The organism is Streptomyces venezuelae ATCC 10712, assembly GCF_008639165.1.
GTDB lineage: Bacteria > Actinomycetota > Actinomycetes > Streptomycetales > Streptomycetaceae > Streptomyces > Streptomyces venezuelae.
This window is the reverse complement of sequence record NZ_CP029197.1, coordinates 1,380,616-1,401,633: the sequence shown is the minus strand read 5'-3', so window position 1 is coordinate 1,401,633 and position 21,018 is coordinate 1,380,616. Positions and strand designations below refer to the sequence as shown.

At 70.6% G+C, this 21,018-nt stretch carries 20 protein-coding genes; 18 read left to right on the top strand and 2 right to left on the bottom strand.

From position 1 onward, the window contains the following. The first annotated feature begins 17 nt into the window (after positions 1 to 17). Both DEJ43_RS06140 and DEJ43_RS06135 read left to right on the top strand, forming a co-directional pair. The gene (locus DEJ43_RS06140) at positions 18 to 905 is read left to right on the top strand and encodes a tRNA (adenine-N1)-methyltransferase (protein WP_015032448.1); all 888 of its coding nucleotides are present in this window, start codon (positions 18 to 20) and stop codon (positions 903 to 905) included. A gap of 262 nt (positions 906 to 1,167) precedes the next feature. Continuing rightward, positions 1,168 to 1,746 (top strand): hypothetical protein, encoded by a 579-nt coding sequence (locus DEJ43_RS06135; protein ID WP_015032447.1) that lies wholly within the window; start codon positions 1,168 to 1,170, stop codon positions 1,744 to 1,746. Positions 1,747 to 1,750: 4 nt separating this feature from the next. On the opposite strand, the gene DEJ43_RS06130 is transcribed toward DEJ43_RS06135, so the two are convergent. Then, on the bottom strand, positions 1,751 to 2,062 hold the full coding sequence (locus tag DEJ43_RS06130) for a ferredoxin (RefSeq protein ID WP_015032446.1): 312 nt from the start codon (positions 2,060 to 2,062) through the stop codon (positions 1,751 to 1,753). A 253-nt stretch (positions 2,063 to 2,315) separates the two neighbouring features. Between DEJ43_RS06130 and arc the strand changes: the two genes are divergently transcribed. From arc to prcA, 5 genes are all read left to right on the top strand, one after another. Beyond that, a complete protein-coding gene (gene arc / locus DEJ43_RS06125; RefSeq protein ID WP_015032445.1) occupies positions 2,316 to 4,082 on the top strand; it encodes a proteasome ATPase in 1,767 nt (588 codons plus the stop codon). A 182-nt stretch (positions 4,083 to 4,264) separates the two neighbouring features. Next, positions 4,265 to 5,776 (top strand): depupylase/deamidase Dop, encoded by a 1,512-nt coding sequence (gene dop, locus DEJ43_RS06120; protein ID WP_015032444.1) that lies wholly within the window; start codon positions 4,265 to 4,267, stop codon positions 5,774 to 5,776. A gap of 160 nt (positions 5,777 to 5,936) precedes the next feature. Continuing rightward, the gene (locus DEJ43_RS06115) at positions 5,937 to 6,149 is read left to right on the top strand and encodes a ubiquitin-like protein Pup (RefSeq protein ID WP_015032443.1); all 213 of its coding nucleotides are present in this window, start codon (positions 5,937 to 5,939) and stop codon (positions 6,147 to 6,149) included. Positions 6,150 to 6,310: 161 nt separating this feature from the next. Continuing rightward, on the top strand, positions 6,311 to 7,150 hold the full coding sequence (gene prcB, locus DEJ43_RS06110; protein WP_015032442.1) for a proteasome subunit beta: 840 nt from the start codon (positions 6,311 to 6,313) through the stop codon (positions 7,148 to 7,150). 47 nt (positions 7,151 to 7,197) lie between these two features. Continuing rightward, positions 7,198 to 7,950, top strand: coding sequence for a proteasome subunit alpha (gene prcA / locus DEJ43_RS06105; protein WP_015032441.1), 753 nt, complete (start codon positions 7,198 to 7,200; stop codon positions 7,948 to 7,950). 64 nt (positions 7,951 to 8,014) lie between these two features. On the opposite strand, the gene DEJ43_RS06100 is transcribed toward prcA, so the two are convergent. Further along, positions 8,015 to 9,034, bottom strand: coding sequence for a LacI family DNA-binding transcriptional regulator (locus DEJ43_RS06100; RefSeq protein WP_015032440.1), 1,020 nt, complete (start codon positions 9,032 to 9,034; stop codon positions 8,015 to 8,017). 147 nt (positions 9,035 to 9,181) lie between these two features. Between DEJ43_RS06100 and DEJ43_RS06095 the strand changes: the two genes are divergently transcribed. The 11 genes from DEJ43_RS06095 to DEJ43_RS06045 all read left to right on the top strand — a co-directional run bounded on the left by DEJ43_RS06095 (position 9,182) and on the right by DEJ43_RS06045 (position 20,786). Then, on the top strand, positions 9,182 to 10,462 hold the full coding sequence (locus DEJ43_RS06095) for an MFS transporter (RefSeq protein WP_015032439.1): 1,281 nt from the start codon (positions 9,182 to 9,184) through the stop codon (positions 10,460 to 10,462). A gap of 69 nt (positions 10,463 to 10,531) precedes the next feature. Next, complete coding sequence (pafA, locus tag DEJ43_RS06090) at positions 10,532 to 11,893, top strand: Pup--protein ligase (RefSeq protein ID WP_015032438.1); 1,362 nt, start codon at positions 10,532 to 10,534, stop codon at positions 11,891 to 11,893. 117 nt (positions 11,894 to 12,010) lie between these two features. Then, complete coding sequence (locus tag DEJ43_RS06085; RefSeq protein ID WP_041662172.1) at positions 12,011 to 12,952, top strand: FKBP-type peptidyl-prolyl cis-trans isomerase; 942 nt, start codon at positions 12,011 to 12,013, stop codon at positions 12,950 to 12,952. A 57-nt stretch (positions 12,953 to 13,009) separates the two neighbouring features. Then, positions 13,010 to 13,387: an FKBP-type peptidyl-prolyl cis-trans isomerase gene (locus DEJ43_RS06080; protein ID WP_041662171.1), complete on the top strand. Its 378-nt coding sequence runs from the start codon at positions 13,010 to 13,012 to the stop codon at positions 13,385 to 13,387. 220 nt (positions 13,388 to 13,607) lie between these two features. Then, positions 13,608 to 14,564 (top strand): helix-turn-helix transcriptional regulator, encoded by a 957-nt coding sequence (locus DEJ43_RS06075; RefSeq protein ID WP_015032434.1) that lies wholly within the window; start codon positions 13,608 to 13,610, stop codon positions 14,562 to 14,564. A gap of 16 nt (positions 14,565 to 14,580) precedes the next feature. Beyond that, the gene (locus DEJ43_RS06070) at positions 14,581 to 15,534 is read left to right on the top strand and encodes a helix-turn-helix transcriptional regulator (RefSeq protein WP_015032433.1); all 954 of its coding nucleotides are present in this window, start codon (positions 14,581 to 14,583) and stop codon (positions 15,532 to 15,534) included. A 150-nt stretch (positions 15,535 to 15,684) separates the two neighbouring features. After that, entirely contained in the window at positions 15,685 to 15,948 is a 264-nt protein-coding gene (locus DEJ43_RS06065; RefSeq protein WP_015032432.1) for a CpXC domain-containing protein, read from the top strand. 102 nt (positions 15,949 to 16,050) lie between these two features. Then, positions 16,051 to 16,248 (top strand): hypothetical protein, encoded by a 198-nt coding sequence (locus DEJ43_RS06060; RefSeq protein WP_015032431.1) that lies wholly within the window; start codon positions 16,051 to 16,053, stop codon positions 16,246 to 16,248. Between the two features lie 185 nt (positions 16,249 to 16,433). Then, positions 16,434 to 16,730, top strand: coding sequence for a Sec-independent protein translocase subunit TatA (tatA, locus tag DEJ43_RS06055; RefSeq protein ID WP_015032430.1), 297 nt, complete (start codon positions 16,434 to 16,436; stop codon positions 16,728 to 16,730). A gap of 105 nt (positions 16,731 to 16,835) precedes the next feature. Then, positions 16,836 to 17,738, top strand: a complete 903-nt coding sequence (tatC, locus tag DEJ43_RS06050; RefSeq protein ID WP_181399463.1) for a twin-arginine translocase subunit TatC — start codon at positions 16,836 to 16,838, stop codon at positions 17,736 to 17,738. Positions 17,739 to 17,957: 219 nt separating this feature from the next. After that, a complete protein-coding gene (locus tag DEJ43_RS06045) occupies positions 17,958 to 20,786 on the top strand; it encodes a DEAD/DEAH box helicase (RefSeq protein ID WP_015032428.1) in 2,829 nt (942 codons plus the stop codon). Positions 20,787 to 21,018 lie beyond the last annotated feature (232 nt).

Sequence of the window (21,018 nt, the reverse complement as noted above, 5' to 3'; positions counted from 1 at the left end):
CCCGGTACTCTGGTCACATGTCCGAACCGACCGGTGCCGCCCGCCGACGCGGGCCCTTCAAGGTCGGGGACCAGGTTCAGCTGACCGACCCCAAGGGCCGTCACTACACGTTCACGCTCGAAGAGGGAAAGAACTTCCACACCCACAAGGGTTCTTTCCCGCACGACGAACTGATCGGCGCCCCCGAGGGCAGCGTTGTCCGCACCACCGGAAACGTCGCCTACCTCGCGCTGCGCCCCCTGCTCCCCGACTACGTCCTGTCCATGCCCCGCGGCGCCGCCGTGGTCTACCCCAAGGACGCGGGGCAGATCCTGGCCTTCGCCGACATCTTCCCCGGCGCCCGCGTCGTGGAAGCCGGAGTGGGCTCGGGGTCGCTGAGCAGCTTCCTCCTGCGCGCCATCGGAGACAGCGGCATGCTGCACTCCTACGAGCGCCGCGAGGACTTCGCCGAGATCGCGAAGGGCAACGTCGAGCGCTACTTCGGCGGCCCGCACCCCGCGTGGCAGCTGACCGTCGGCGACCTCCAGGACAACCTGTCCGACACCGACGTCGACCGCGTCATCCTCGACATGCTCGCCCCCTGGGAGTGCCTGGAGGCCGTCTCCAAGGCGCTCGTCCCCGGCGGCATCCTCTGCTGCTACGTGGCGACCACCACCCAGCTCGCCCGCACCGTGGAGTCCATCCGCGAGTTCGGCTGCTACGCCGAGCCGCAGCCCTGGGAATCCATGATCCGCAACTGGCACGTCGAGGGCCTCGCCGTCCGCCCCGATCACCGCATGATCGGTCACACCGGCTTCCTCGTCACCGCCCGCCGCCTCGCGGACGGCGTCGAGCCCCCGATGCGCCGCCGCCGCCCCGCCAAGGGCGCCTACGGCGAGGACTACGAAGGCCCCAACAAGGGCTGACGTCCCGACATCCACGGCACGCCGCCGCCCAGTTGCCCGCCCACGCGGGGAACTGGGCGGCGGCGCCCTCATGTTCGGCGCCTTCAGGTGCGCCCTCACGTCCGGTGGATGCGCGTCGCGCGGTACGGGCCGTGACGCTTGGCGGCGGGTGTCGTTCGGGTACTCGCCGTGACGCCGGGGCCGACCCGGCTGTTCCGTCCCCCTGTGACGTGTGGCACGATGCCGGAGACCCGCCGCACCACCCCCACAGGAGACGTCTCGCGTGCAGCCCTCCGCCGCCCCGGACCTCGCGGACCTCGCACACACCCACGCCCGGGCGGGCCACTGGCTGGCCACCGCCACCGCGACCGCCGCGGTCGTCGCCCTCGCGGGCCTGTTCCAGCCCGGCCCCGCCGGAGCCACCGCCGGCCCGGCCGCCGCCCCGCGCCCCGCACCCGCCCCCGAGGCCACCGGAGCCGGCTACCCGCTGGACTGCGGGGGAGGCGCCGTCACGATCGCCGGACGGGCCACCGGAGACCTCGACGGGGACGGGAACCCCGAGACCGTTGCGGTCGTGCACTGCGAAGCGGGCTCCGGCACCCCGCCGAGCGGCGTCTACGTCCTCACCCGGGGCAAGGGAGACGGCGACCCCGCGCGCGTGGTGGCCACCCTCGTCGAACCCGGCCGACTGCAGAACGTCACCGGACTCGCCGTACGCGACGGAGCGGTCCACGCCACCCTGCTCGGCTACTCGTCCCCCGACGTCCCCAGCTGCTGCCCCGACGAGAAGGAGCAGGTCAGCTGGCGTTGGAAGGGCGGCGCCTTCGTGCGCTCCGGACAGGCCGACGCGCGCGGCGCCTGACCCGTCACTCCGCGTCGGGGCCGTACACCTCGACCTTGTCCGCGACCCGCCGCACATGGATGCAGTCGCCCGGGCACTCCTTCGCCGAGTCCACCACGTCCTGGAGCAGCGGCAGCGGCACCGGGGTCGTGGCACCGGCGTCCTGGAGCAGCTCGTCGTCGGCGCTCTTCACATAAGCGAGCCCGTCGATGTCCAGCTCGAAGACCTCGGGGGCGTACTGCGCGCAGATCCCGTCCCCGGTGCACAGGTCCTGGTCGATCCAGACCTCCAGCGCCTCTGCGGCGCCCGTGGACGGAGCCTCGTGCTGCACGGTCATATCCCCTGCCGTTTCTGCTACGCGTTTCGCTTCTCGCGGGTAAGTCCACCCGCCTCTGGCGGGTGTTGACCCATGACGACGATACCTCCGACCGCTTTCAAGCCGTGAAGGGTGGGTATTCCCCTGGCGAGAGGGGAAGCGCAAGGGTGAAGATCGGACACACCTCGGAGTCTTTTTGATCTAGGGGTTTCAATCACCACCCACGCAGGTAGGGTCAGGAAGCGTCCAGCTCCCCTTGGAGGAGGTGAGGACCGTGGCAGCCCACGACGACGACATCAACCGCGGCATCCGGCCGGGGCGGGGGTCTGAAGACCCCGCCGGTCAGGTTGCCTATCTCGAGCAGGAAATCGCCGTCCTGCGCCGCAAGCTCGCCGACTCTCCGCGACACACGAGGATTCTCGAAGAGCGGATCGTCGAGCTGCAGACCAACCTGGCCGGCGTGTCCGCGCAGAACGAGCGCCTGGCGAACACGCTCCGTGAGGCCCGAGACCAGATCGTGGCCCTCAAGGAAGAGGTCGACCGGCTCGCGCAGCCGCCGGCCGGCTTCGGTGTCTTCCTGCAGGCGAACGAGGACGGCACGTGCGACATCTTCACCGGGGGCCGCAAGCTCCGGGTGAACGTCAGCCCGAGCATCGAGCTCGAAGAGCTCAAGCGCGGCCAGGAAGTCATGCTCAACGAAGCGCTCAACGTGGTCGAGGCCATGGAGTTCGAGCGCGCCGGGGACATCGTCACCCTCAAGGAGATCCTGGAGGACGGCGAGCGGGCCCTGGTGGTCGGGCACACCGACGAGGAGCGGGTGGTGAGGCTCGCCGAGCCTCTGCTGGACGTCACCATCCGCCCCGGCGACGCCCTGCTGCTCGACTCCCGCTCGGGCTACGTGTACGAGGTGGTCCCCAAGAGCGAGGTCGAAGAGCTCGTTCTGGAAGAGGTCCCGGACGTCGACTACGACAAGATCGGCGGTCTGGGCAACCAGATCGAGCTGATCCGCGACGCGGTCGAGCTCCCGTACCTCTACCCGGACCTCTTCAAGGAGCACGAACTGCGGCCGCCCAAGGGCATCCTGCTCTACGGCCCGCCCGGCTGCGGCAAGACGCTGATCGCGAAGGCCGTGGCCAACTCCCTGGCCAAGAAGGTCGCCGAGGTGACCGGACAGCCCGCGGGGAAGTCCTACTTCCTCAACATCAAGGGCCCCGAGCTCCTCAACAAGTACGTCGGTGAGACCGAGCGGCACATCCGCCTCGTCTTCCAGCGTGCCCGGGAGAAGGCGAGCGAGGGCACCCCCGTCATCGTCTTCTTCGACGAGATGGAATCCCTCTTCCGCACCCGCGGCTCCGGTGTCAGCTCGGACGTGGAGAACACCATCGTCCCGCAGCTGCTCGCCGAGATCGACGGTGTGGAGGGCCTGGAGAACGTCATCGTCATCGGCGCCTCCAACCGCGAGGACATGATCGACCCCGCGATCCTGCGACCCGGCCGGCTCGACGTCAAGATCAAGATCGAGCGTCCGGACGCGGAGGCCGCGAAGGACATCTTCGCGAAGTACCTCACCGCCACCCTGCCGCTGCACGCCGACGACATCTCCGAGCACAGCGGCTCCAAGGCCGCCGCCGCCCACGGGATGATCCAGTCCGTCGTCGAGCAGATGTACGCCGAATCCGAGGAGAACCGCTTCCTCGAAGTCACGTACGCCAACGGCGACAAGGAAGTCCTCTACTTCAAGGACTTCAACTCCGGCGCGATGATCCAGAACATCGTCGACCGGGCCAAGAAGATGGCCATCAAGGCCTTCCTCGACCACAACCAGAAGGGCATCCGGGTCTCCCACCTCCTCCAGGCGTGCGTGGACGAGTTCAAGGAGAACGAGGACCTGCCCAACACCACCAACCCCGACGACTGGGCCAGGATCTCCGGAAAGAAGGGCGAGCGGATCGTGTTCATCCGCACGCTCGTCACCGGAAAGCAGGGCGCGGACACCGGGCGCTCCATCGACACGGTGGCCAATACCGGTCAGTACCTGTAAAACGCCCACCGGCTGCGGATGTCCGGAAACCGGGCATCCGCAGCCGACGCATTCCATCCAGCATTTCCCCCGGCATCACAGGGAAATACGCAAACTGATCTCCCCACCAGCGCGGAGCCGCTCTAGGCTCATCGGTACCGCCGAGTCGCGCACAGTGAGCGCCGCCGGGCAAGGAGGGCCGCATGACCGTACGGCGAGTAATGGGCATCGAGACGGAGTACGGGATCTCCGTCCCGGGACACCCGAACGCCAATGCCATGCTCACCTCGTCCCAGATCGTCAACGCCTACGCGGCGGCGATGCACCGGGCGCGCCGCGCCCGCTGGGACTTCGAGGAGGAGAACCCGCTGCGGGACGCCCGCGGCTTCGACCTCGCCCGCGAGGTGGCCGACTCCAGCCAGCTCACCGACGAGGACATCGGCCTGGCCAACGTGATCCTCACCAACGGGGCCCGCCTCTACGTGGACCACGCCCACCCCGAGTACAGCGCCCCCGAGGTCACCAACCCGCGCGACGCCGTCCTCTGGGACAAGGCCGGCGAGCGGATCATGGCGGAGGCCGCCGAGCGGGCCGCCCAGCTCCCCGGGGCCCAGCCGATCCACCTCTACAAGAACAACACCGACAACAAGGGCGCCTCCTACGGCACGCACGAGAACTACCTGATGAAGCGGGAGACCCCCTTCTCGGACATCGTGCGCCACCTGACCCCGTTCTTCGTCTCGCGCCAGGTCGTGACCGGCGCCGGACGGGTCGGAATCGGCCAGGACGGCCGGGAGAACGGCTTCCAGATCAGCCAGCGCGCCGACTACTTCGAGGTCGAGGTGGGTCTGGAGACCACCCTGAAGCGGCCCATCATCAACACCCGGGACGAGCCGCACGCCGACGCCGAGAAGTACCGCCGCCTGCACGTGATCATCGGCGACGCGAACCTGTCGGAGATCTCGACCTATCTGAAGCTGGGCACGACCGCGCTGGTCCTTTCGATGATCGAGGACGGCTTCATCACCGTCGACCTCGCCGTCGACCAGCCCGTGCGCACCCTCCACCAGGTCTCGCACGACCCGACGCTCCAGTACCTGATCACGCTCCGCAGCGGCCGCACACTCACCGCAGTACAGCTCCAGATGGAGTACTTCGAGCTGGCCAGGAAGTACGTCGAGGAGCGGTACGGGGCGGACGCCGACGAGCAGACCAAGGACGTCCTGGTCCGCTGGGAGGACACGCTCAACCGGCTCGAGAACGACCCGATGAGCCTGGCCGGCGAGCTCGACTGGATCGCCAAGCGGGAGCTCATGGAGGGCTACCGGCGCCGGGACAACCTCGACTGGGACGCCGCCCGGCTGCACCTGGTGGACCTCCAGTACGCGGACGTACGCCCCGACAAGGGCCTCTACAACCGTCTGGCGGCCCGTGGGCGCATGAAGCGGCTGCTGGACGAGGCCGAGGTGGAGCGGGCCGAGACGGCGCCTCCTGAGGACACCAGGGCCTATTTCCGGGGCCGCTGTCTGGAGCAGTACGCCGACGACGTCGCGGCGGCCTCCTGGGACTCGGTGATCTTCGACCTGCCCGGCCGGGACTCGCTCCAGCGCGTCCCGACCCTGGAGCCGCTGCGCGGCACGAAGGCCCACGTGAAATCGCTCCTGGACCGCTGCCGGACCGCCGAGGAACTGGTCCGCGTGCTCTCCGGCGGCTGATCGCGTGGCCGATCCGGGCCTGAAATGCCCCCGCACTGGGAATCATGGGATCAGTGCCCGGACGTTCTGAAAACTGCGGGGCCGATGTCGGACCCGCCCTATAGGGTCTGATCTTGTACGGACTCAACCGAGCGGGGCCGATTCGAGCGGGGTGAGGGATATGGCGACCAAGGACACCGGCGGCGGACAGCAGAAGGCGACGCGTTCCACGGAGGAGGTCGAGGAGACCACCACGGAGGCGAGCTCCGACCTCAAGGAGCGCCAGGAGAAGCTGAGCGACGACGTGGACTCCGTCCTGGACGAGATCGACGACGTGCTCGAGGAGAACGCCGAGGACTTCGTCCGGTCGTTCGTGCAAAAGGGCGGCGAGTAGCCGCTCCGCGCACCTGTCGTCCTCCGTCCCCGGAGCCCCGGCGAAAGCCGTGGGCCCGGGGACGGATGACAAGCGGTGGCACGGGTAAGGTCCGTGCACAGCAACCAAGATCGGCCGGCGCTCCGCACGGCGGGCCGACTCTCCCACCCGGAAGGAATCGCGTGGAAGCCAACCCTCGTAGCACCGGGCGTCTGCCGGCGGCCTTCCTGACGCCGGGCTCGTCCTCGTTCCTCGACTTCCTGGCGGACCACTCGCCGGAGCTGCTGCCGTCCGGCCGCAAGCTGCCCGAGGGGATCGTCGAGGCCCCGCACGGGACGACCATCGTCGCCGCCACGTTCGCCGGCGGGGTCGTGCTCGCCGGTGACCGCCGGGCCACCATGGGCAACATGATCGCCCAGCGGGACATCGAGAAGGTCTTCCCGGCCGACGAGTACTCCGCCGTCGGCATCGCCGGCACCGCCGGACTGGCCGTGGAGATGGTCAAGCTCTTCCAGCTGGAGCTGGAGCACTTCGAGAAGGTGGAGGGCGTCACGCTCTCCCTGGAGGGCAAGGCGAACCGTCTCTCCACCATGATCCGCGGCAACCTCGGCATGGCCATGCAGGGACTCGCCGTCGTGCCGCTCTTCGCGGGCTGGGACGAGGGCAAGGAGAAGGGCCGGATCTTCTCCTACGACGTGACCGGCGGCCGCTCCGAGGAGCAGGGGTACGCCGCCACGGGCTCCGGCTCGATCTTCGCGCGCGGGTCGATGAAGAAGCTGTACCGCGCCGACCTCACCGAGGAGCAGGCCACCACCCTGGTCGTGCAGGCGCTGTACGACGCGGCGGACGACGACTCGGCGACGGGCGGCCCGGACATGGCGCGCCGGATCTTCCCGATCGTCACGGTCATCACGGAAGAGGGTTTCCGCAGGCTCTCGGAGGCCGAGTCCTCCGCGCTCGCCCGGTCGGTCACCGAGCGGCGTCTCGAGCAGCCCGACGGGCCGCGCGCCGCGCTGCTCTGACCCCCTCGTCGTCCGACTGAAGCCCAGAAGAAAGGGACGGACCGCCGGTGTCCACTCCGTTCTACGTCTCACCCCAGCAGGCCATGGCCGACCGGGCGGAGTACGCCCGCAAGGGCATCGCCCGAGGCCGCAGCCTCGTCGTCCTCCAGTACACCGACGGAATCGTCTTCGTCGGTGAGAACCCGTCCCGCGCGCTGCACAAGTTCAGCGAGATCTACGACCGGATCGGCTTCGCCGCCGCCGGCAAGTACAACGAGTACGAGAACCTCCGCATCGGCGGCGTGCGCTACGCCGACCTGCGCGGCTACACGTACGACCGGGACGACGTCACCGCGCGCGGCCTGGCCAACGTCTACGCCCAGACGCTCGGCACGATCTTCTCCAGCGCGGGGGAGAAGCCGTACGAGGTGGAGCTGGTCGTCGCCGAGGTCGGCACCGAGCCGTCCGGCGACCAGATCTACCGGCTGCCGCACGACGGCTCGATCGTGGACGAGCACGGCTCGGTCGCGGTCGGCGGGAACGCGGAGCAGATCGGCACCTTCCTCGACCAGCGGCACCGCGACGGGATGTCCCTCGCCGAGGCGCTGAAGCTGGCCGTGCAGGCCCTGTCGCGGGACACCAACGGCAGCGAGCGGGAGATCCCCGCGGAGCGTCTGGAGGTGGCGGTCCTGGACCGCACGCGTCCGCAGCAGCGCAAGTTCAAGCGGATCGTCGGCCGTCAGCTGTCGCGCCTCCTGCAGGCGGACAACGCGGCGGTCACGAAGACGGACGAGCCCTCGGACGAGGCTCCCGAGGAGTAGAGCTCCGCCCCGAAGGGGCTCCGGTGCGCGCGGGCGCACCGGGGCCCCTTCGCGCTGTCCGCCCTCAGGAAGCCGGGACGGGCCCCGAGGAGCCCCGGGCGGCCAGCGTCACGGGGAGCGTGTAGGGCGGGGGCGGATCGCCCGCGAGAACGGCGAGGAGCGCCTCCATGCCCCGCCGGCCGAACTCCTCGGCGGGCAGCCGCACGGTGGTGAGCTCCGGCTCCACCACCGTCGCCAGGGCCATGTCGTCGAAGCCCGTGACGGACAGGTCCTCGGGCACCCGGAGCCCGAGCCGGCGCGCGGCCTTGCAGACGCCCACCGCGAGGATGTCGTCGTCGCAGATCACCGCCGTCGGGCGGGGGCCGGGGGCGGCGAGGGCGAGCCGCGCGGTCTCCCAGGCGTCGGCGACGTTCAGCGGCGAGCGCACGGTGCGGACCTCCGCGCCCCGCAGGGCGTGGGCGAGGGTGGCGGCCCGCACGTCGAAGGTCCAGGACGGGGCCGCGGACGCCAGGTGCAGGAAGCGGCGGTGGCCGAGCTCCAGCAGGTGCTCGGTCACCCGGCGCATCCCGTCCGCGACGTCGAGGTTCACATGGGCGGCCGCCCCGGGGTCCGCCGGGTCGCTGTCCAGCATGACGAGCGGGAGGTCGCTGCCCCGGAAGGCCTCCAGCGCGTCGGTCGCCATCGAGGAGGCGATGACCCCGTCGAGGGCGGCCTGCGCCGAGGCGAAGGGGTCCCTGGCCGGGCCCAGGCCGTCGGGGGAGGGGTAGAGGACCACGCCGAAGCCGTGCCGCGCGGCCGCCGCGGCGGCGCCCGTGTAGACGTGGGCGAAGAACTCGTTCGTGAGCGCGGGGACGACGAGGAGCGCCGTACGGGTCCGGCCGAGCCGGAGGTTGCGGGCGGCGAGGTTGGGCCGGTAGCCGAGGGTCCGGGCGGCCTCCCGTACGGCTTCGGCGGTGCGTTCCGACACACGGCCCCGCCACTTGTCGCCGAGGACGAGGGAGACGGTGGCCTGCGAGACGCCGGCGGTCCGGGCGACGTCCCGGCTGGTGGGGCGGGTGCCGCCGAGCGGCTCCGGGGTCTGCACACAAGCCTCCGCGTCGGACGGTCCGGGTGCGCGGTCTCGGCCGCGGTCCGGTCGCGGGGTGGACCCGCGCACAGCCGACATGGTACGTATGACCACGGAAGTTATACGTAAAACCTCGGCCCGGTCCGAGGCGAAGGGGAGGACCACATGGCCACCGAGGCCCCGGCACGAGGCGGCTATCTCGACATACTCCGGGCGCCGCACGCCGCCCGGCTGCTCGCCGGCACCCTCGTGGGGCGCCTCCCCAACGGCGTCGGACCCATCGCCCTCACCCTCTTCGTCCGCGACCAGGGCGGCAGCTACACCCTCGCCGGCGGCCTCATCGCCGCCTACGGCGTCGCCACCGCGATCGGCCAGCCCCTCCTCGGCCGCGCCGTCGACCTCAAGGGCCAGCCCCGCGTCCAGCTGCCCGCCGCCGTCCTCTCCGCCCTCGGCATGGCCCTGCTCGCCCTCACCGGCATCGGCCACCTCGCCCTCGCCTACGCCGCCGTCCTCGTCGCGGGCCTCTTCACCCCGCCCCTGGAGGGCGGGCTGCGGGCCCTGTGGCCGAGCGTCCTCGGCCGCGAGGACCGGGTCCACCGGGCGTACGCCCTGGACGCCGTCGCCCAGGAGGTCATGTTCACCGTCGGCCCGCTGCTGCTGACCCTCCTGGTCTCCCTCTGGTCGCCCGCCGCCGCCCTCCTCGTCATCAACCTCCTCGGCGTCCTCGGCGCCCTCGCCGTCGTCCTCTCCGAGCCCTCCCGCGCCTGGCGCTCCGCGCCCCGCGAGGCCCACTGGCTCGGCGCCCTGCGCTCGCCCGGCCTCCTCGCCCTCCTCGGGTCCTTCTTCTTCGTCGGCCTCGCCCTCGGCTCCATCACCGTCGCCGCCGTCGCCTACGCCGACGACCGGGGCGACCCCTCCGTCTACGGCTGGCTGATGGCCGCCCTCGGCCTCGGCGCGCTCCTCGGCGGCGTCGCCTACGGCACCCGGCAGTGGTCCGGGACGCCCGAGCGGCGGCTGCGCGTCCTCGTCCTGCTCCTCGCCGTCTGCTACCTGCCGCTCGTGCTCACCCCCGGCCCCGTCGCCATGACCGGCCTCGCGGTCCTCTCCGGCGTCTTCCTGGCGCCCGTCCTCGCCTGCGCCTTCATCGTCGTGGACCGGCACGCCCCGCGCGGCACCGTGACCGAGGCCTTCTCCTGGCTGGTCACCACCTTCGGCGTCGGCTCGGCCCTCGGCTCCGCGGCCGCCGGGCCCGCCGTCGAACTCGCGGGGACGGTCGCCGGATTCGCCGTCGCCGGCGCGGGCGGCCTGATCGCCCTCGTCGTCCTGCTCGCCACCGGCCGCGTCCTCGACGCGCCCGCCGCCCCCACAAACCCCGAGGCCGGGGCCCGACACGCCGTGCCGGCGGGCGCCCCCGACTCCGTACCCGGCGAAAAGAACACGCGCTGATCGGAAAATGATCGAAACGGGAACGTCCAACCCGGTTTCAGCACAGGCCGTCAGGCGTAATGTTCAGACATGGACCGCCGCATTTTCGGGCTGGAGAACGAGTACGGCGTCACGTGCACGTTCAGGGGACAGCGCCGACTGTCTCCTGACGAAGTGGCGCGCTACCTCTTCCGCCGTGTCGTGTCATGGGGCCGCAGCAGCAATGTCTTCCTGCGGAACGGCGCCCGCCTGTACCTCGACGTGGGATCGCATCCGGAATACGCCACACCGGAATGCGACAACGTGACCGAACTGGTCACCCACGACAAGGCCGGCGAGCGCATTCTCGAGGGCCTGCTCGTCGACGCCGAACGCCGCCTGCACGAGGAGGGAATCGCGGGCGACGTCTACCTCTTCAAGAACAACACCGACTCGGCCGGAAACTCCTACGGCTGCCACGAGAACTATCTCGTCGCCCGTCACGGAGAGTTCTCCCGGCTCGCGGACATCCTCATTCCGTTCCTCGTCACCCGGCAGCTCATCTGCGGCGCGGGAAAGGTCCTCCAGACCCCCCGGGGCGCGGTGTTCTGCGTCTCCCAGCGTGCCGAGCACATCTGGGAGGGCGTCAGCTCCGCCACCACCCGCTCGCGCCCGATCATCAACACCCGGGACGAGCCGCACGCGGACGCCGAGCGCTACCGCCGACTGCACGTCATCGTCGGCGACTCGAACATGTCCGAGACGACCATGCTGCTCAAGGTCGGCGCCACCGACCTGGTGCTGCGCATGATCGAGGCGGGCACGGTGATGCGCGACCTGACCCTGGAGAACCCCATCCGGGCCATCCGCGAGGTCAGCCACGACATCACCGGCCAGCGCAAGGTCCGCCTCGCCAGCGGCCGCGAGGCCTCCGCCCTGGAGGTCCAGCGCGAGTACTACGACAAGGCCGTGGACTTCGTCGACCGCCGCGGCATCCGGTCCGGCACCGTCGCCCAGGTCCTGGAGCTGTGGGGCCGTACGCTCGACGCGATCGAGAGCGAGCGGCTCGACAAGATCGAGACCGAGATCGACTGGGTCATGAAGCACCGGCTCATCGAGCGCTACCGGACCAAGCACAACATGACCATGTCGAACCCGAGGGTCGCGCAGATAGACCTCGCCTACCACGACATCCACCGCCGTCGTGGGCTCTACTACCTGCTGCAGAAGAACGGCCAGGCGGCCCGGATCTGCAATGACCTCAAGATCTTCGAGGGCAAGTCGGTGCCCCCGCAGACCACTCGGGCCCGGCTCCGCGGCGACTTCATCCGCCGCGCGCAGGAGCAGCGCCGGGACTTCACCGTCGACTGGGTCCACCTCAAGCTGAACGACCAGGCACAGCGCACGGTGTTGTGCAAGGACCCGTTCCGTTCCGTCGACGACCGCGTCGAAAAGCTGATCGCCGGAATGTAAGCAGGTCATACCGGTCATGGGGCTCCGCACGTTTGCCGTGCGGAGCCCTTCGGCGTGACAGGAGGGTCCCCTAGAGTGTCGGGACAACTACTGTGCCGTCTGAGATCTGAGGAACACGTGCGCCGACTTGCCGGCCTTCTCGTCGTCCCGCTGCTGCTGCTCTCGACAGCGGCGTGCGGCAGCGACGACAAGGGCTCCGATTCCGCCTCGATGAAGAACGGACTGCCCGCCATCACCGCGGGTCAGAAGTTCGGGGAGAAGCCGACCCTCTCCAAGGGAGAGGGCGACCCGCCCAAGGAACTCAAGGTCAACGTCATCAGCGAGGGCAACGGCCCGGTGACGAAGAAGGGCGACGCGCTCCAGGTGAACTACCTGGGTCAGGCCTGGGACTCCACCACCCCCTTCGACAACAGCTTCGACCGCGGCCAGCCCTTCGACCTGACCCTCGGCGCCGGCCAGGTCATCAAGGGCTGGGAGCAGGCCCTCGAAGGCCAGAAGGTCGGCAGCCGCATCGAGGTCGGCATCCCGCCGGAGCTCGGCTACGGCGAGAAGGGTTCGCCGCCGAACATCCAGCCCAACGCCACCCTCGTCTTCGTCGTGGACGTCCTGAAGGCCGTCACGATCCCCAAGTCCGCCACCGGCACCCCGGTCGCCCAGGACAACAAGGACCTGCCGAAGGTCGGGACGAACACCGACGGCAAGGCGCCCGCCCTCACGGTCCCCAAGACCGACCCGCCGACCAAGCTCGTCTCGAACTACGTGCTCGAGTCCAAGGGCGAGGCCGTGAAGGCGACCGACACGGTCGTCGTGAACTACGTCGCCGCCCTGTGGAAGGACGGCAAGGTCTTCGACTCGACATACACCACCGGCAAGCCCGCCAACTTCCCGCTCGGGCAGCTCACGCTGAAGGGCCTGAAGGACGGCCTGGTCGGCAAGAAGATCGGCAGCCGCGTCCTCATCGTCGCCCCGCCGTCCGAGGCGTTCGGCGACAAGGAGCAGCAGGGCATCCCGAAGAACTCCACGCTGGTGTTCGCCGTGGACATCCTGACGAAGCTCTGACCACGAAGATGTAAGACTGTCCCGATCACGCAGTACATCAGCATGAGGAGCAGTTCAGTGAGCATCGAGAAGCCCGAGATCGACTTCCCGGGTGGCGAGCCGCCGAAGGACCTGGAGATCACGGACATCTGGCCGGGCGACGGCGAGGAGGCCAAGCCCGGCGACATGGTGAACGTCCACTACGTGGGCGTGTCCTTCGGCACCGGCGAGGAGTTCGACGCCTCCTGGAACCGCGGCACCCCGCTCGAGTTCCGTCTCGGTGCCGGTCAGGTCATCGCGGGCTGGGACCAGGGCGTCAAGGGCATGAAGGTCGGCGGCCGCCGCCAGCTCGTCATCCCCGCGCACCTCGCCTACGGCGACCGCGGCGCCGGCGGCAAGATCGCCCCGGGCGAGACGCTGATCTTCGTCTGCGACCTCGTGGGCGTCCGGCGCTGACCCCGTCACCACGACCGGGCCCCGTCCCGGCCGTATGACACCACGACCGGGTCCCGACCCGGTCGTATGACCCCCGGCCTGGGCGCCGTCCCGGCCGGCAGCAGGTCCTCCGAGGGCCCCCGCCATCCCTGGCGGGGGCCCTCGGCTTTGGCCCCGACACTCCGGGGCGGTACGGTCGGACGTCCCACAACTGGAACCGGCGGAAGGGTGCAGGGCGCCGATGGCGATTGCCAAGTCCGAGCGGCTGATGAATCTCGCGCTGTGCCTGCTCGGGACACGCCGCCCGCTGAGCAAGCGGGAGCTCCGCGGCTCCATCGAGGCCTACCTCGAAGCGAGCGGCGACGACGCCTTCAACCGCATGTTCGAGCGCGACAAGGACGACCTGCGCGAGCTCGGCCTGGTCATCGAGACCGTCGAGAACCTGGAGGGCGAGACCGGCTACCTAGCCCGCCGCGACTCCAACCGGCTGCCGCCCATCACCCTCGACGCCGAGGAGGCCGCCGCGCTCGGCCTCGCCGCCAAGGTCTGGCAGCAGGCCCGCCTCGCCGGCGCCGCCAGCGGCGCCCTCCAGAAGCTCCGCGCCGCCGGCATGCCGGAGGCGGAGGACTCGTACGACGTCCAGCCCAGCGCCCTCGAACCGCGGATCCCCGTCCACGAGGCCGCCTTCGAGCCGCTGATGCTCGCCTGCCGCGACCGCCGGCCCGTCGTCTTCGACTACCGCAAGGCCAACGCCGCCCGCCCCGAGGCCCGCCAGGTCGAACCCTGGACCCTCGAATGCTGGCGCGGGCACTGGTACCTGGCCGGCTGGGACCGCGACCGCGGCGCCGAGCGCGTCTTCCGGCTCTCCCGCATCACCGGCAAGGTCCGCTCCCGGGCCGGCGCCTTCACCGCGCCCGTGCCCGACGTCGTCACCGTCCGCGAGACCGTGGAGAGCTGGGCCGGCGAGACCGCCACCCGCTCCGCCCGCATCCGGCTGCGCGGCGGCTGCGGCTACCCGCTGCGGGCCCGCGCCCAGTCCGTGACCGAGGGCGCCGACGGCTGGGACGAGCTGGAGATCCCGTACGGGCACGGCCTCGACGCCTGGCTCGTCGAGTTCGGCCCCGACGTCGTCGTACTGGAACCGGCCGATCTGCGGGCCGATGTGGTCGACCGGCTCCGTGCCGTGGCCAAGGGCTGAGGGGGAGACGTACCGCATGGCTGCCAACGCGATCGACCAGACGAGGCGGATGCTCTCGCTCGTCACCTATCTCCGTGAGCGCCCCGGCGCCCACGTCGCCGATGTCGCCCGCGCCTTCGGGATCACCGAGGACGAGCTGATCTCCGACCTCGACGTGCTGCCCATGTGCGGCACCAGCTTCCGGGGCGGCGACCTCCTCGACATCGACACCGACGGCGACCGGATCTGGTGGCACAACCCCGACGACGTCGCGGCGCCGCTCCGGCTCGCCGCCGACGAGGCGACCGCCCTCCTGGTCGCCGCCCGCGCCGTCGCCACCCTGCCCGGCCTGCGGGAGAGCGACCGCGAGGCGCTGCTGCGTGCCACCGCCAAGCTGGAGGCCGCCGCCGGCGAGGCCGCCGGGGCCAGTTCCCGGCTCTCGGTGACCTTCGAGTCCGAGGGCGGTGTCTTCGCCGAGGTCGACCGGGCGATCTCGGAGCGCCGCCGGCTCTGGGTGCGCTACTACTCGCCCGCCCGCGACGAGCTCACCGAGCGCGAGGTCGACCCGATCCGGCTCTTCGCCGTCGGCCACACCTACATGGAGGCGTGGTGCCGGCTCTCCGAGGCGCGCCGCACCTTCCGGCTCGACCGCGTCGTCGAGATCCGCATCCTCGACGAGCACGCGGCGCCGCCGGAGCTGGAGCTGCGTGACCTCTCCGAAGGACTCGTCCAGCCCTCCGCCGACGACCCCGAGGTGGTGGTCGAGGTCGGCCCCGGCGGCCGCTGGGTCGCCGAGTACTACCCGCACGACCGGGCCGACGAGCTGCCCGACGGCGGACTGCGGATCACCCTGCGCACCCCGGACCCGGCCTCGCTGCGCCGGCTGGCGCTGCGGCTGGGCAGCGACGGCCGGATCGTCGCGCCGCTGGAGCTGGCCGAGAACGCCAGGTCGGCGGCGGCCGCCGCGCTCGCCGCGTACGAGGGCGAGTGACGTTCCCCGGCCGTAGGACGCTGATACTGACGTAGCGCCAGAAGCGCTCGCGGCCGTACGGGGAGTACGAGCGGGGGAGCGGGTGGCGCGGCCGGTGCGGTCGGGGTCGTGTGACGCGGTGCACGCGAGCGCGGGAACGGGAGTCGAGAGATGAGGGAAATGTCCGTGATGCACGGTTTTACGGCGACGGTGGCCCCGGTCCTCTTCAAGGCCGCCTGCCCCGACTGCCGCTCCCGCTTCGAACTCTCCGCGAGCGCCCTGCGCCTCGCCATCGGGGCGAGCCGCCGCACCACCTTCTACTCCTTCACCTGCCCCGAGTGCGGCAGCGCCGTCCGCAAGCCCGCCGGGGAGCGCATCGTCGAACTCCTCACCGGCGGCGGCGTCCGCACCCTGCGCCTCCACACCACCGTCTGAGCACCACGCCCGGCCGGCCACGCCCGGGCCACGGCCGTACGAGCGGTGCGGCCGGTGCGACCGGCCGTACCGGCCGCCCCGTCCAACGTCTAGGCTCGCCCCATGTTCTGGCCCATGCTCGCCATCGCCCTCGGCTTCCTCGGCATCGCCGTCCTCGGCGTCCTCGCCGTCAAGGTCTTCATCGAGGTCCAGCGCCTCGGCCGTCAAGTGGCCCACACCACACAGCGGATCAGCCAGGCCGCCGAAGAGCTCGAAACCGCCGCCGTCGGGCTGGCCCGAACCGGCGAGTCCCTGCGCTGAGTCCGTGCCGTACGCTGCATGAAGCGGCTCTGGACCGGGCTCGCGGGACGCAATCGGGAGTATGCAAGGGCATTGCCCTGCGTTTACTCCTGCGGGTTACGATCGCAGACAGCGCGGTGGCCGGACGCCTGTCCGACCCGCCGGGCACGCACTCCATGTCGCCTCGGTGAAGAAGGTATACAGCTATGGGTAGGCTCGGCCCCACCGAGATCATCCTCATTCTCGTCGTCATCATCCTGCTGTTCGGCGCCAAGAAGCTCCCGGACATGGCCCGCTCGCTGGGCAAGTCGGCCCGCATCCTCAAGAGCGAGGCCAAGGCGATGAAGTCGGACGACCAGCAGAGCGCCCCCGCCGACCCGCCCGTCGCCGGCACCGGCACCACCGCCCAGGACCAGCCCGCCCCGCGCACCATCCAGGCCGCTCCCGGCGACGTGACCAGCTCGCGTCCCGTGACCGAGCCCTCGGACACCACCAAGCGCTGACCCGGTCCGCCGCGGCCGCCGCACCGTGCGGCGGCCTGCCGCACGAGATGAGGACGTGGGTTGCCCAAGTCTGCCCGCAAGCAGGAGAAGGATCCCGAGGGCCGGATGCCCCTCGTGGAGCACCTGCGTGAACTCCGCAACCGACTGGCGAAGGGACTCCTCGCCGTCGCCGCGGTGACGATCGTGGCCCTCGTGTACAGCGAGGAGCTGATGCAGTTCCTGACGAAGTCGGTGCCCACCTGCGCACCGGGCGTCAGCAGCAACGGCGGCAACTGCGCGATCGTCTCCTTCAACACGCTCATGGCCCCGTTCAGCACGACGATCCAGCTGTCCCTGACGGCGGGCCTCGTCGTCGCGAGCCCCGTCTGGCTCTACCAGCTGTGGGCCTTCGTCGCGCCGGGCCTCCACAAGAGCGAGAAGAAGTACACGTACGCCTTCGTCGGCGCGGCCGTGCCGCTGTTCTCCGCCGGCGCCTACCTCGCGTACCTGATCCTCCCCATCAGCGTGAAGGTGCTCATCAGCCTCACGCCCGAGGGCTCCGCGAACATCCTCTCGCTCGGTGACGTCCTCGACTTCACCCTGCGCATGGTGCTCGTCTTCGGCCTGGCCTTCGAGCTGCCGCTGGTCCTGGTGATGCTCAACCTCACCGGAGTCCTCACCGGCCGCCGCATGGCCGGCTGGTGGCGGGGCGTGATCATGGGCGTCTTCGTCTTCGGCGCCGTCATCACCCCGACCACCGACCCGGTCGGCATGATCGCCCTCGCCGGGCCCATCACCGTCCTGTACTTCGGGGCCGTCGCCTTCTCCCTCCTCAACGACCGGCGGCGCAAGCGGAACAACCCCGACGCCGAGCTCGACGACGACGAGGCCTCCTCGCTCGACCTCACCCCCGAGACCGTCGGGGCCGTCGAACCGGTCGGCGCCTCCCGCGCCCTGCCCGAGCAGGCCACCGGAGAGCACGGCGGAACCGGTGCGCACCGGGTGAACGGCTACGACGACATCACCTGATCCTCCAGGGTCCCCCCGGGCTGAGTCCGGGGGGACACCCATGTCCGGGCGCCGGGCCGCTGCGCCCTCGCCCGGGACGGCGCCGAGGCTCCCGGCCAAGCGGTCGAGGCCCGGTCAAGCGGTCGAGGCCCCCGGCCCAACGGTCGGAACGGGACCCTCCACATCCCCTCGATAAAGATCGCGTCACTGTCACAGGGGGCGGGTAGGCTCGAGAACAAGATGACAGAGGACCTCACACCAGCCGAGGCGTACGCGGCCGCCCGCGCCCGCAACGCCGATGCGGCCACCGCGCTTGCCCCCTTCCGCGAGATGTACGAGTTCGGTCTGGACCCCTTCCAGATCGAGGCATGCCAGGCCCTCGAAGCGGGCAAGGGCGTACTCGTCGCCGCGCCCACGGGCTCCGGCAAGACCATCGTCGGCGAGTTCGCCGTCCACCTCGCCCTCACACAGGGCCGCAAGTGCTTCTACACCACCCCGATCAAGGCCCTGTCGAACCAGAAGTACGCCGACCTCGTCAAGCGGTACGGCAACGACAAGGTCGGCCTGCTCACCGGTGACAACAGCGTCAACGGTGATGCACCGATCGTGGTCATGACCACCGAAGTCCTCCGCAACATGCTGTACGCGGGATCCCAGGCCCTCTCCGGCCTCGGATACGTGGTCATGGACGAGGTCCACTACCTCTCCGACCGGTTCCGCGGCGCCGTCTGGGAGGAAGTGATCATCCACCTCCCCGAATCGGTCACCCTCGTCTCACTCTCCGCGACCGTGTCCAACGCCGAGGAGTTCGGCGACTGGCTCGACACCGTCCGCGGCGACACCGAGGTCATCGTCTCCGAGAGCCGCCCCGTCCCGCTCTGGCAGCACGTCCTCGCCGGACGCCGGATGTACGACCTCTTCGAGGAGGAGACCGACCACGGCGGCCGCGGCGCCTCCCGCCGCGAACTCAACCCCGACCTCCTCCGCCTCGCCCGCACCGAGAACACGCGCACCTACAACCCGCGCGACCGGCGGCGCGGCAAGATGATCCGCGAGGCCGACCGCGAGCGCGAGCGCCGCCAGCGCTCCCGCATCTGGACCCCCGGCCGCCCCGAGGTCATCGAGCGCCTCGACGCCGAGGGACTCCTGCCCGCGATCACCTTCATCTTCAGCCGGGCCGGCTGCGAGGCCGCCGTACAGCAGTGCCTCTACGCCGGACTCCGGCTCAACGACGAGGACGGCCGCCGCCGCGTCCGCGAGATCGTCGAGGAGCGCACCGCCGCCATCCCCGGCGAGGACCTGCACGTCCTCGGCTACTACGAATGGCTCGAAGCGCTGGAGCGGGGCATCGCCGCCCACCACGCCGGCATGCTCCCGACCTTCAAGGAGGTCGTCGAGGAGCTCTTCGTCCGCGGCCTCGTCAAGGCCGTCTTCGCCACCGAGACCCTCGCCCTCGGCATCAACATGCCCGCGCGCTCCGTCGTCCTCGAAAAGCTCGTCAAGTGGAACGGCGAACAGCACGCCGACATCACCCCCGGCGAGTACACCCAGCTCACCGGCCGCGCCGGCCGCCGCGGCATCGACGTCGAGGGGCACGCCGTCGTCCTCTGGCAGCGCGGACTCGACCCCGAGCACCTCGCCGGACTCGCCGGCACCCGCACCTACCCCCTGCGCTCCAGCTTCAAGCCCTCGTACAACATGGCGGTCAACCTCGTCGACCAGTTCGGCCGGCACCGCTCCCGCGAACTCCTCGAAACCTCCTTCGCCCAGTTCCAGGCCGACCGCTCCGTCGTCGGCATCTCCCGGCAGGTGCAGAAGAACGAAGAGGGACTCCAGGGCTACCGCGAGGGCATGACCTGCCACCTCGGAGACTTCGAGGAGTACGCGCGGCTCCGCCGCGACCTCAAGGACCGCGAGACCGAACTGGCCCGGCAGGGCGCCGCCCAGCGCCGCGCCCAGGCCGCCGGCTCGCTCGAGAAGCTGAAGCCCGGTGACGTCATCCACGTCCCCACCGGCAAGTTCGCCGGACTCGCCCTCGTCCTCGACCCCGGCATCCCGGCCGGCCGCACCAACGGCCACCGGGGATTCGAGCACCACGACGGGCCCCGCCCCCTCGTCCTCACCGCCGAGCGGCAGGTCAAGAGACTCGCGTCCATCGACTTCCCCGTCCCGGTCGAGGCACTGGAGCGGATGAGGATCCCCAAGTCCTTCAACCCCCGCTCCCCGCAGTCCCGCCGCGACCTCGCCTCCGCCCTGCGCAGCAAGGCCGGACACATCAACCCCGAGCGACACCGGAAGCAGCGCTCCGCCGCCGCCGACGACCGCGAGCTCGCCCGGCTGCGCACCGAGATCCGCGCGCACCCCTGCCACGGCTGCGACGAGCGTGAGGACCACGCCCGCTGGGCCGAGCGCTACCACCGCCTCCAGCGCGACACCCAGCAGCTGGAGCGGCGCATCGAGGGCCGCACCAACACCATCGCCCGCACCTTCGACCGGATCGTCGCGCTCCTCACCGAGCTCGACTACCTGCGCGGCAACGAGGTCACCGAGAACGGCAAGCGGCTCGCCCGGCTCTACGGCGAACTCGACCTGCTGGCCAGCGAATGCCTCCGCGACCGCGTCTGGGAAGGCCTCAACCCGGCCGAACTGGCCGCCTGCGCCTCGGCGTTGGTGTTCGAGGCGCGGCAGTCCGACGACGCCGTGGCACCCAAACTGCCCACGGGCAACGCCAAGGCCGCACTCGGCGAGATGGTCAGGATCTGGGGCCGCCTCGACGCCCTCGAAGAGGAATTCAAGATCAACCAGGCGGAAGGGGTCGGCCAGCGCGAGCCCGACCTCGGCTTCGCCTGGGCCGCCTACCAGTGGGCCTCCGACAAGAGCCTCGACGAGGTGCTGCGCGAGGCGGAAATGCCCGCGGGCGACTTCGTCCGCTGGTGCAAGCAGGTCATCGACGTCCTCGGACAGATCGCCGCGGCGGCGCCCCGGGAGAACAGCACCGTCGCCAAGAACGCCCGCAAGGCCGTCGACTCGCTGCTGCGCGGCGTCGTCGCCTACAGCTCGGTGGGCTGACGGCCCGTTTCCTTCCTCCGGCATCCCCGGATCGAGTGCCCGTGGCGAGTACGCCACGGGCACTCGCCCGTCTCCGCACCCCCGAAAAGGGTCGCGCACGGGACGTTGTCCACAGGCCGTCGTCCACAGGGGTGGCGCGCGCGGGGCCGTTCCGATTGCATGGACTCACAAGCAGGGAAGGCCCGTTGGGGAAGGGCCCGTCGGGGAGGGGACGCAGATGACCACGCAAGCC

Bases quoted from the DNA above. Each gene is read 5' to 3' on its own strand.
- pafA (WP_015032438.1), top strand. From the start codon at position 10,532: ATGGACCGCCGCATTTTCGGGCTGGAGAACGAGTACGGCGTCACGTGC.
- DEJ43_RS06095 (WP_015032439.1), top strand. From the start codon at position 9,182: ATGGCCACCGAGGCCCCGGCACGAGGCGGCTATCTCGACATACTCCGG.
- DEJ43_RS06045 (WP_015032428.1), top strand. From the start codon at position 17,958: ATGACAGAGGACCTCACACCAGCCGAGGCGTACGCGGCCGCCCGCGCC.
- tatC (WP_181399463.1), top strand. From the start codon at position 16,836: ATGCCCCTCGTGGAGCACCTGCGTGAACTCCGCAACCGACTGGCGAAG.
- tatA (WP_015032430.1), top strand. From the start codon at position 16,434: ATGGGTAGGCTCGGCCCCACCGAGATCATCCTCATTCTCGTCGTCATC.
- DEJ43_RS06140 (WP_015032448.1), top strand. From the start codon at position 18: ATGTCCGAACCGACCGGTGCCGCCCGCCGACGCGGGCCCTTCAAGGTC.
- DEJ43_RS06060 (WP_015032431.1), top strand. From the start codon at position 16,051: ATGTTCTGGCCCATGCTCGCCATCGCCCTCGGCTTCCTCGGCATCGCC.
- DEJ43_RS06130 (WP_015032446.1), bottom strand. From the start codon at position 2,062: ATGACCGTGCAGCACGAGGCTCCGTCCACGGGCGCCGCAGAGGCGCTG.
- DEJ43_RS06065 (WP_015032432.1), top strand. From the start codon at position 15,685: ATGAGGGAAATGTCCGTGATGCACGGTTTTACGGCGACGGTGGCCCCG.
- DEJ43_RS06075 (WP_015032434.1), top strand. From the start codon at position 13,608: ATGGCGATTGCCAAGTCCGAGCGGCTGATGAATCTCGCGCTGTGCCTG.
- DEJ43_RS06115 (WP_015032443.1), top strand. From the start codon at position 5,937: ATGGCGACCAAGGACACCGGCGGCGGACAGCAGAAGGCGACGCGTTCC.
- DEJ43_RS06070 (WP_015032433.1), top strand. From the start codon at position 14,581: ATGGCTGCCAACGCGATCGACCAGACGAGGCGGATGCTCTCGCTCGTC.
- dop (WP_015032444.1), top strand. From the start codon at position 4,265: ATGACCGTACGGCGAGTAATGGGCATCGAGACGGAGTACGGGATCTCC.